Below are 10,917 nucleotides of genomic sequence, written 5' to 3'. Positions count from 1 at the left end.
TACCAAAGCGCTCACCCGGGCCACTGTTCACGTGCCAGGGAGCAGGGCGATACATTCGTCTCTCGGTGATGTCGTCGCGTCACAAACCTGCACGGTTGTCTTTCTTGTCCTTCGCAATCCCCCCTCAATAAACGTTTGACGCGGATACCACCGATGAGCGCGACGATCCCTGTGAGTATGAAACCGACTGCGAAAAGGCCAAGATTTGGATCAGATACAAGGGCCAGAAGCGCCAGCATCGTCGATATAACGGTCAGAACGAGGACGATGATCTCCAGGCGCTTTTCGGCTGCCTTCTCCAGCTGCTCTCGGCGGCGCTCCTGCTCCTTTCTGGCCTTGTCCATCGCAACATTGTCGATACGTCGGTGCACCTCGACAACTCGCACCAAGGATTCCTGTTCGTCCCGCAATTCCGTAAGCAAGACGGGAGTGCCAAGAACTTTCTGAAACTCGTTCAAGACGAGGGTTGCCTCACGACGCCCGGAAACCTCGGTGAACCACAGCCCATTAAGAAAAGCGGCCACCGAACGCTCACGATCGAGTAGCCTGTCTAACTCCTCATCGCCCCAATGGCCCTTCCCCACCAAGACGCGCGCCTCACTTTCGGCATTGCGATCAAGGTAGGTGCGTTGCCGTAGGCACAGAATCACGATGTCGAGCATTCTACTGTGACACAGCAGGCACAGGGCTCCAGCATGCTTGCGGTTACTCTCTTCGAGCAGCACCGGCTGGGTCATGACTGCCATGCCGGCTTCCTCGATCCTTACCCACGTCGCATCAAGGCAGAACATCCCGTCGTTCGCAGCATCACTCGTGTCACTAGGTGGAACTCCTCGGTAAATTCCGATCCCACCAGTTGCTAGGTGATACAGCCAGGCCTGCGCCGGAGTCCACGCCTTGTGGTGTCCGAAATAGGACGGGTGCCGCAAGTCCTGAGGATCCACTTCTGCGAAGGTCATGACGAAGATTCGGTTGCAATTAAGAAAGGGCGCCCCGCCAGCACCACAACCACGATCACGCGAACTGGCCTTCCCGCGGCCGCACCCAGCGTTGCCTTGGGAGAAGCCTCCCCATGAGTACAAACATCTTCCTAGACCGATGTCGCTCAGAAGACCAGATAAATACCTCGCACCGTCTCCTCCGGGGCGCTTCAGCCATGCGGCAGCCGTTTCGACCGCGGCGTCTGTGACGTCATCAAGCCGAAAATGCAGAACGGCGTAGTGGAATGCTTCACCACCCGCGACAGCCCCGAGACTATCCTCGTATTCCCGACGCTCAGCACCCAGGTAACTCAGACCTTCGGGAATGTTAAGAATAGACCCTTTATGCGATTTCCGCCTTTCCGCAACCTTCGCGCGAATAGCATCTTCCCTCGTTGCATCATAAACGGCGTGACGATACATCCTAACCGCGTCCCGAATCCTCCTCGAAAAATAGTATTTGTGAGGTTCATATGCTTGGTCTCGGGAAGATTGCAGTATATCTTCACTGCTCGAAACGAGAGAATCGAGAACCTCCGCCGGCCCGACAGTCTTCGATGCCATATTCTCAATGGGCTCGGTGACCCATTCCGGCCGATAGGGAACGACGACAGAGAAAGTCACTTTCCGCCACGTTTTTGAGACATTCCTTGCCGAATCATCGACTACCTCGATCGTCATCGAATACAACCTCCAACGCTCACCAATTCTCGTCACTCCTAGCCACGACGAGGTGCCTTCTCAGCTAACGCGGTTAGGGTAGTGGGAAAGGGTCGCCTACAGCCAACCCCGACATCCGAGGCAACGCCGATGCCGGGATGCCGCCTTTCAGCGGGACTCGCCGGTAGGCTGGAACTGTGCATCTTCTCCTCATCCGCCACGGCCAGTCCGAGAACAATGCCTTCGCTGCGCAGTCTGTCGAGACTTACCAGCAGGGTCGCAAGCCTGACCCGGAGCTCACCGAGCTTGGACGACGTCAAGCTCAGGCCCTAGGGAAGTGGATCGGATCGGTCTCTCCTCGGCCAACGAAGCTGTATGCCTCCCCCATGATGCGTACCATCCAGACGGCTGACCCGGTCGCTGAGGCCCTTGATCTTCCTATCATCATCAATGACCTCATCTTCGAGCGTCCAGGTCCAGTTCAGATCGTTGACGGCGTCGAAACCGGTCATCCAGGATCGCCGCGATCAGCTTTGTCGGCCATCACAGACCGTGCTGTTTTCCCCGAGTCCATCACCGAGGAAGGGTGGCGCGAAGCTCGCATCGAGACCGCCGCCGAGGCTGCTGACCGCGCCGGCAGAATCGCCAAGTGGATCCGCGATACCCACAATGATGACGAGTGCATCGCGATCGTCGCTCACGGCGCGATCGGATCCATGATGTTGCTGCATCTCATCGCCCCACAACTTGCCGCTGGTCTGCGAAACCACTCCATCGGCAGCGAACCGCACTGGATCGGGCTTCAGAACACCGCCACCTCGATGATCGAGTTGCACCCGGACGGGTACGAAGTTCATTGGATCAATCGCGTGGATCACCTTATCGAAGCCGGTATGGTTCACGGCGCCGTCGCCGCATCCACCGGCAACCCCGGTACCCGCTGAGCACGAAGGAGAGAAATGTCCCCCACCCGACGCGAGGTCCTGCGCACCGTTGGAAGTGTCACTGCCTTGGCCGCTACCAGCGCAGTCGCCGGATGCAACACCTTCCAGAACTCCAATGACGTTCACACCGGTCCAGCTACCGTCAAAGCAGCTGATGTCCCGGTCGGTGGAGGCGTCGTCATCGATGGCACCAACTTCGTCGTCACCCAACCCACCAAGGGAACCTTTAAGGGATTTGTGCGGGTGTGTCCGCACGCTGGCTGTCAGGTCGACGAGGTCCATGACGGGGCGATCCTGTGCCCTTGCCACGGATCGAAGTTCGCTATAACCGACGGTCACGTCACCCAGGGCCCGGCTACCTCCGGTCTGGGTAAGGCCACGGTCACGCAGAAGGGCGAAACTCTCACTATCAGCGGTTCCTAACGCCTGACCTTTTCTCAACGCGACTTCTTGCGTGGGCTCGTGGTCTTTTTTGCCTTCCTCCTGGCGGTGGTTTTCCTTTTCCCGGCGTCCGCTGGCGCTTCGACGAGCGCCGGTTCGTCCCCGACTGCTACCTCGTGCCCAGCCAGGATCTCCGAAAGATACTGGCCGGTGTAGGACCCCTCGACGGCGGCAACCTGCTCTGGAGTGCCCTCGGCGACAACGGTTCCGCCACCATTTCCTCCCTCGGGCCCCATGTCGATGATCCAATCGGCGGTTTTGATGACATCCAGATTGTGCTCAATGACGAAGACCGAGTTGCCTTGATCGACAAGACGTTGCAACACCAGCAGCAGCTTGCGGATGTCCTCGAAGTGCAGGCCGGTGGTGGGCTCGTCAAGGACATACAGGGTCCTACCCGTGGAACGTTTCTGCAACTCGGAGGCCAGCTTGATGCGCTGGGCCTCCCCACCAGATAGGGTCGTCGCGGGCTGGCCGAGCCTGACGTATCCCAAACCAACCTCGACGAGGGTCTGGAAGTGACGATGGATCGACGAAATCGGTTCGAAGAAGGTGCAAGCCTCCTCGATAGGCATATCCAAAACCTCAGCGATCGTTTTGCCTTTGTAATGGACCTCCAAAGTCTCACGGTTGTACCGAGCACCGTGGCACACCTCACAGGGCACATAGACGTCAGGTAGGAAGTTCATCTCGATTTTGATGGTGCCGTCACCCTGACAGTTCTCGCAGCGTCCACCCTTAATGTTGAAGGAGAACCGACCCGGCTGATAGCCGCGCATCTTAGCTTCGGGGGTCTGGGCAAAGAGAGCACGGATCTTGTCGAAGACACCGGTATAGGTGGCCGGATTCGATCTTGGTGTGCGTCCGATCGGCGATTGGTCGACGTGAATCACCTTGTCGATTTCCTCGACACCGGTGATCGTCTCATGCTTACCCGGTACCGTCCTGGCGCCATGGATACGATGCGCTAGCGATGTGTAGAGGATTTGGTTGACCAAAGTGGACTTGCCCGAGCCGCTCACCCCGGTGACGACGACGAGTTGCCCTAGCGGGAAGGTGACATTCATTCCCTTGAGGTTGTTCTCACGGGCTCCCCTGACGACGAGCTCACGTCCCGTGCAGGGGCGTCGGGTCGCCGGCAATGGGATCGACCTCTTGCCCGACAAGTACGCACCGGTCACGGACCTCTCACTGGCCAGCAGTTCGTCAACGGTTCCTGACACGACGACCTCACCACCGTGCTCACCGGCCCCTGGGCCGACGTCGACAACCCAGTCCGCCATCCGAATGGTGTCCTCATCATGCTCGACGACGATGAGGGTGTTACCGAGATCTCGCAATCTCACAAGGGTGTCGATGAGGCGTCGGTTGTCACGCTGGTGCAAGCCGATGGAGGGCTCATCAAGGACGTAGAGAACCCCAACCAAACCCGAACCAATCTGGGTAGCGAGTCGAATACGCTGAGCCTCACCACCTGACAGGGACCCCGCCGACCGTGACAAGGTGAGGTAGTCGAGACCGACATCGACAAGGAATCGCAGCCGGGCGCGAACCTCCTTGATAACTCGCCCCGCGATGGTGGCTTCCCGCTCGGTCAACGTCAACGCATTGAGGAATTCAGAAGCCTCCCCAATAGACATATCTGAGACCTCGGCGATGTTTCGCCCACCGACCGTTACGGCCAGGCTCGTCGGCTTGAGACGCTTGCCATGGCAATCTCGGCACGGGACCTCACGCAGATACTGGCCCCACCGGGAGCGTGCAGAGTCCGTCTCGGCCTCGTCGTAGCGTCGACGCACATAATGCAGCACTCCCTCGTAATTCTGCGAGTAGGTGCGCACCCGCCCGAATCGGTTGCGGTACGAGATCATGACCGGGTCGCCATCACCGTGCAGGACCAGCTTGCGAGCCTTTACTGGCAACTCGGACCACGGAAGAGTCGCGTCAAACCCGTGGTTCTCCGCCAGCCCAGCAAAGACGTGCTGGTAATGGTTCGCCACCCGTGGCCCAGACCAGGGCGCAATGGCTCCCTCAAGCAAGCTCAGACCGGAATCGGGGACGACCAATTCCGGGTCGACCTCGAGTGTCGCGCCCAGACCAGAACATGTCGGGCAAGCACCCCAGGGCCCATTGAAGGAGAACTGACGCGGCTCTAGCTCCTCGATGTCGATGTCATGCTGATTTGGGCAAGCCATCGTCTCGGAGAACCGACGCTCCCGGTGCGGATCAGACAGATCGCGGTCGACGAAATCGACGCCGACGATGCCGTGGGCCAGCCCCAACGCCGTCTCCACCGACTCGGTGAGGCGCTGCTTAGCCGACGGCTTGACTGCAATCCGATCAACGACGACGTCGATGTCGTGCTTGCGCTTCTTATCCAGCGGTGGCACCTGTCCAAGCCGATGAACGTCTCCATCCACCCGTACTCGGGTGAAGCCATCGGTCGTCAACTGTCGGAACAGCTCGACGTACTCACCTTTGCGTCCACGAATCACCGGGGCGAGGACTTGAAACTTAGTACCCTCGTCGAGCGCCATGAGGCGGTCGACAATCTGCTGCGGGGTCTGACGGCTGATGAGCTCGCCGCACACCGGGCAGTGGGGCTTACCGACGCGGGCCCAGAGCAGGCGCAGATAATCATGAATCTCTGTGATGGTGCCAACGGTCGAGCGAGGGTTGCGGGACGTGGACTTCTGATCGATGGAAACTGCCGGGCTGAGGCCCTCGATAAAGTCGACATCGGGCTTATCCATCTGACCCAGAAACTGGCGGGCATAGGAGGAAAGCGACTCCACATATCGACGCTGTCCCTCGGCGAAGATAGTGTCGAAAGCAAGGGAGGACTTGCCCGATCCCGACAGACCGGTGAACACAATCATGGCGTCCCTGGGAAGGTCCAGATTGACATTGCGCAGGTTGTGTTCCCGGGCGCCTCGGACGATGATGTGGTCACTCACAGGTGTCATCGTAGAGGCCGCGCAAGACAGTCCCGCAGTTCTGCGCGGCTGGCAGAACGGAACACGATAGCCTTTTCACATCACTATAAAATTGGCTCCATCCTTTCGTTCATCTGGCATGTTCCATCCCGTGGCATTAGGTTGGATGACATGAGCGCTGCCCAACGACCACCCGGTCTGTGTCCCAGCGCTCCCTTGCACGTGATCCGGGCTGCCAAACGTGAAGCCACGCAACGTCTTCTTGGCGCAACCATGGGACTATCCGACGACGAGTGGCAGGCGCCGAGTCGCCTGGCCGGATGGACCCGTGCCCACATCGCCACCCACATAGCCCGTAACGCCGAAGCCTTCGAGGCCGTCACGAAAGCGGTCATTACCAATCAGAAAGTCCCCCACCTCTACCCCTCCGACGAACTGCGCGACCGCGATATCGAACGCGGTTCGGAACGCGCCGGGCTGCAGCTGCAAATCGACCTCGATACCACCGCAGGCTCCCTCAACACCACCTTCGACGCGCTCGACGACATGGAACCTGGCACTGCAGTGTGGCTAACCAACGACATCCGCGTCGATGTCACTGATCTGCCAGCACTACGACTCGCAGAGATCGCTCTTCACCACGTCGACCTCGATCTCGGGATGACCGTCGATGACCTCCCCGACGTTTCCGCGCGTACTCTCCTGGAATGGGTCTGCTTCCGCCTGCGAGACCGTCCTGAGGTGCCCGCTATGCGTATCGTCTCTGATTCCGGCCTGACGGACCGCATTGGCGGGGTCGGATTCGCGACCACGGTCCATGGACCTGACGGCGCACTGGCAGGATGGCTATCGGGCCGAGGGGGAACTGAGCGTCTCGCCGGAGCTGACCAGCTCGCCGTCCCAATGCTCATCTGACAGGACAGCTGGCGGATTATCCGCTCGTCCCAGGAAGGAATCGTCATGCCGCTCTACCACGTCGATCCGGGCTCAGAAGCCGCCCTCATCAAGGTTAACGATGACGTTGACCTCATCAAAATCTCGGTAGGCACCATGGACAATAATGCCTACCTCATCCATCCCGGAGCGGGGCCCGCCATCCTCGTGGACGCAGCTGCCGAACCCGGTCGACTCAAAGCCCTCATCGGTGACGATGAAGTCGGAGCCGTTATTACGACCCATCGTCATCAGGACCATACCGGGGCCCTCGCGGAGATCGTTACTATGACGGGAGCCCAGCCGTGGTGTGGAGAACCCGACGCCGAGGCTATTGAGGCCACCACAGGAGTAACCTGCCGCACCATGTGGGACGGTGATCTGTTCCGTCTCGGAGACGTAGAACTCGACGTCATTGGACTGGTAGGCCATACCCGCGGATCCATCGCCTTACGTTTGCACGGTAACCCCAGCGATCACGTTCTCACTGGCGATTCTCTGTTCCCGGGTAGGCTCGGCAAAACTAGCGGAAGCCGAGAATTCGAAAGTCTCTACACCGACGTCTGCATGAAGATCTTCGCACCCGCGTCAGATACAACAGTTATCCATCCCGGGCATGGCGACGCCACAACCGTCGGAGAGGAACGTCCCAACCTTCCACTGTGGCGTGCCCGCGGCTGGTAAACGTCAGATCAGACGTCGGCTGTGGCATCGTCTTTACGACTTTTAATGAGACTCGCGACGGTGGTGAGAGCCAGGGTCACGGCGATAACGCCCAGCGAAACCCCGATCGAAACCTCACTGCTAAAGCCGAACCAGGCCTGGTCCAGTCCGTAGTGGTGCATCGCGTGGCCAATGAGCTTGAGGGCGATAAAGCCCAAAATCACGGCCAGTCCCAGCGACAAGTACACCAAACGTTCCAACAGGCTTCCGATAAGGAAATACAACTGGCGCAGACCCATGAGAGCAAAGACGTTAGCGGTAAGGATGAGATACCCCTCGCTGGTGAGACCATAGGACGCCGGAATCGAGTCGAGGGCGAAAAGCAAGTCCGTGGCGCCCAGGGCGACACAAACCATGAACATCGAGGTTGCGAGAGTTTTACCGTTCTCGCGAACGAAAAACTTCGTGCCACGGTAGTCACCAGTAGCCGGAACCGTGCGCCTGAACCACGCCATGAAGCGGCCATCCTCACCAGGATCCTCATCGTCGTCATCGTCACGGTGCCGATACTCACGCACCTGGTCAATTGCCGAATACAGCAGGAAAGCACCAAAGATGAAGAACACCCACGCCCAGGCCTCAAGAATGGCCTGTCCCAGAGCAATAAAAACACCCCGGAAAACGAGGGCGACGATGATACCTACCAGCAGGGCGAATTGCTGCAATTTCCGTGGGACGTTGAACTTTTCCATGAGGATGAGGAAGATAAACAGGTTGTCGATCGACAAGCTGTACTCGGTCAACCACACTGCGAAGAACTGTCCCCCTGCGGCATGGCCCTGTAGGATCCAGACGCCTAAGCCGAAGAGTACCGCCAAGCCGACGAAGACGCCGACGAAGGTGGCACACTCCTTGGCGGAGGGGATATGGGGGTTTCGCCCCAGGACGAGAACGTCGAAGAAGAGCAGAGCCCCCATCACGAGGATGGTGATGATCCAGACGTAAGCATGAACGTGCAAATCCCGGCCTCCAAAGGGATAGTCCGGAGGTCTCGTCCGCGCCGGTACGCCACATATCATCGCCTGACCGGGGCTGTGTAGCCGGACCGTGATGGCACGATCGTGATGACGACCACACTTTTCTCAGGAGTACTCCCCTCCAAGGAGTTCCATACTCGCACACCAGGGCCTCGACCGCGACTCCCGCCCCTGTCTACCGGTTGGCCTCCACCATCTGGCGCAACTCTTTCTTAAGATCGGCGATTTCGTCACGTAGCCGGGCAGCGACTTCAAACTTGAGTTCGCCAGCCGCAGAACGCATTTCGGTGGTGAGGTCGACGATGAGCTTGCCTAGATCCTCTTCGGCCATCTTCGAGACGTCGAGTCTCCTGCCTTGGGCGGCTCGCTGCTCGTCAGTGATCATCGAATTGTAGCCGCGGTGGCCTTTCCCATAGTTGAACTTCTCGACGAGCTCGTCAGTATCGGCACCTTCGCGAGCCAGCATCTCAGTGATGTCGCCGATCTTCTTGCGCAACGGCTGTGGATCGATCCCGTGTTCCTTGTTGTACGCCATCTGGATATCGCGACGACGATTTGTCTCGTCGATGGCGACCTGCATGGAATCAGTGATCTGGTCGGCGTACATGATGACCTGACCGTTGACGTTACGAGCAGCGCGGCCGACGGTCTGGATAAGGGACCGTTCAGAACGCAAAAAGCCTTCCTTGTCGGCGTCGAGGATCGCCACCAAGGAAACCTCCGGGAGGTCAAGTCCCTCTCGTAGCAGGTTGATACCGACAAGCACATCGAACTCGCCCATGCGCAACTCCTTGAGCAGCTCGATGCGTTTGAGTGTGTCGATCTCCGAGTGCAGGTAACGGGTGCGAATCCCGTGCTCCATGAGGTAGTCGGTGAGGTCTTCGGCCATCTTCTTCGTCAGAGTCGTCACCAAGACACGGTCGCCACGGTCCACTCGGGTACGAATTTCACCCATAAGGTCGTCAATCTGGCCACGCGTAGGCTTGACGATAATCTCCGGATCCACCAGACCTGTCGGACGAATGATTTGTTCGACGACGCCGTGAGCTCGTTCGGTCTCGTACGAACCGGGCGTGGCGGACAGGTAGACAGTCTGGCCGATCCGCTGGGTGAACTCGTCGAATTTGAGAGGACGGTTGTCCATGGCGCTGGGCAGTCGGAAACCATGTTCTACCAATGTCCGCTTGCGGCTCATGTCCCCCTCATACATCCCGCCAATCTGCGGGACGGTCACGTGGGATTCATCAATGACGAGCACAAAATCTTCCGGAAAGTAGTCAAGCAGACAGTTCGGGGCTGAGCCGGGAGCGCGTCCGTCGATGTGCCGCGAATAGTTTTCGATGCCAGCACAGGCACCGACCTGCTGCATCATCTCGATATCGTAGGTAGTACGCATACGTAACCGTTGGGCCTCCAACAGTTTCCCATCACGCTCTAGAACGGCCAGGCGCTCCTCGAGCTCCTGCTGGATGGACGCTATGGCCCGCTCCATACGTTCCGGGCCGGCGACATAGTGGGTAGCCGGGAACACGTAGACCTGCTCGTCCTCGCTGATGATCTCCCCGGTGAGTGGGTGCATCGTCGTGAGGGCCTCAATTTCGTCGCCGAAAAACTCGACACGCAGCGCATTCTCCTCATAAACCGGGAAAATCTCGAGGGTGTCCCCGCGCACCCGGAAGGTGCCGCGCTCCCCCGATATGTCGTTACGGACGTACTGGTTGGTGACGAGGTCGCGTAGCAACTCATCGCGATCCCACTCCTGGCCGACCTCCAGTGGAATCATCCGGTCTACGTATTCCTGTGGCGTGCCCAGGCCATAGATAGCTGAAACGGTTGACACCACGATGACGTCGCGACGGGTGAGCAGGGAGTTCGTCGCGGAGTGGCGCAACCTTTCAACTTCCTTGTTGAGGCTGGAATCTTTCTCGATGTAGGTATCCGTCTGTGGGATGTACGCCTCAGGTTGGTAGTAATCGTAGTAAGAGACGAAGTACTCGACGGCATTGTCAGGGAAGAAGGTACGTAGTTCCTGGGCAAACTGGGCGGCCAACGTCTTGTTGGGCTGCATGACGAGCATCGGGCGCTGCAGCCTCTCCGCCAGCCACGCCACCGTGGCCGTCTTGCCAGTACCGGTGGCGCCGAGCAGAACAACGTCCTGTTCACCACTGTTAACCCTCTTCTCCAACTCCGCAATGGCCTGCGGCTGGTCACCAGAAGGCTGAAACTCACTGACGACGTGAAAAGGGGCTACGCGGCGAGTGATGTCAGTGACAGGGCGCATAGCTCCACCCTAGTTCAAGCCACCCGCGATAGGATTAGCTAA

General features: G+C 58.8%; 8 protein-coding genes. 4 read left to right on the top strand and 4 right to left on the bottom strand.

What is annotated here, in order from left to right; all coding sequences use genetic code 11:
* Positions 1-11: 11 nt before the first annotated feature.
* Positions 12-1,661: a hypothetical protein gene (locus ACOYO3_RS05125; protein ID WP_002525046.1), complete on the bottom strand. Its 1,650-nt coding sequence runs from the start codon at positions 1,659-1,661 to the stop codon at positions 12-14.
* Between the two features lie 176 nt (positions 1,662-1,837).
* Between ACOYO3_RS05125 and ACOYO3_RS05120 the strand changes: the two genes are divergently transcribed.
* Positions 1,838-2,584 (top strand): histidine phosphatase family protein, encoded by a 747-nt coding sequence (locus ACOYO3_RS05120; protein WP_002515635.1) that lies wholly within the window; start codon positions 1,838-1,840, stop codon positions 2,582-2,584.
* 15 nt (positions 2,585-2,599) lie between these two features.
* Positions 2,600-3,007 (top strand): Rieske (2Fe-2S) protein, encoded by a 408-nt coding sequence (locus ACOYO3_RS05115; RefSeq protein WP_002515646.1) that lies wholly within the window; start codon positions 2,600-2,602, stop codon positions 3,005-3,007.
* A gap of 14 nt (positions 3,008-3,021) precedes the next feature.
* Here the strand turns inward: ACOYO3_RS05115 and uvrA are convergent, their stop codons facing one another.
* Entirely contained in the window at positions 3,022-5,991 is a 2,970-nt protein-coding gene (uvrA, locus tag ACOYO3_RS05110; protein ID WP_002519095.1) for an excinuclease ABC subunit UvrA, read from the bottom strand.
* Between the two features lie 141 nt (positions 5,992-6,132).
* Here uvrA and ACOYO3_RS05105 point away from each other — a divergent pair, with 141 nt between their 5' ends.
* Together ACOYO3_RS05105 and ACOYO3_RS05100 are read left to right on the top strand one after the other, a co-directional pair.
* Entirely contained in the window at positions 6,133-6,876 is a 744-nt protein-coding gene (locus ACOYO3_RS05105; RefSeq protein WP_002550711.1) for a maleylpyruvate isomerase family mycothiol-dependent enzyme, read from the top strand.
* 45 nt (positions 6,877-6,921) lie between these two features.
* Entirely contained in the window at positions 6,922-7,578 is a 657-nt protein-coding gene (locus ACOYO3_RS05100; protein ID WP_002515583.1) for an MBL fold metallo-hydrolase, read from the top strand.
* A gap of 8 nt (positions 7,579-7,586) precedes the next feature.
* Here the strand turns inward: ACOYO3_RS05100 and ACOYO3_RS05095 are convergent, their stop codons facing one another.
* Complete coding sequence (locus ACOYO3_RS05095) at positions 7,587-8,576, bottom strand: TerC family protein (RefSeq protein ID WP_002515659.1); 990 nt, start codon at positions 8,574-8,576, stop codon at positions 7,587-7,589.
* Positions 8,577-8,769: 193 nt separating this feature from the next.
* Positions 8,770-10,875: an excinuclease ABC subunit UvrB gene (gene uvrB, locus ACOYO3_RS05090; RefSeq protein WP_002515506.1), complete on the bottom strand. Its 2,106-nt coding sequence runs from the start codon at positions 10,873-10,875 to the stop codon at positions 8,770-8,772.
* Positions 10,876-10,917 lie beyond the last annotated feature (42 nt).

Source organism: Cutibacterium sp. KBN10P07758, assembly GCF_050286205.1.
Classification (GTDB): domain Bacteria; phylum Actinomycetota; class Actinomycetes; order Propionibacteriales; family Propionibacteriaceae; genus Cutibacterium; species Cutibacterium acnes.
The sequence above is the reverse complement of the archived record's forward strand: the minus strand, read 5'-3'. Positions and strand labels throughout refer to the sequence as shown.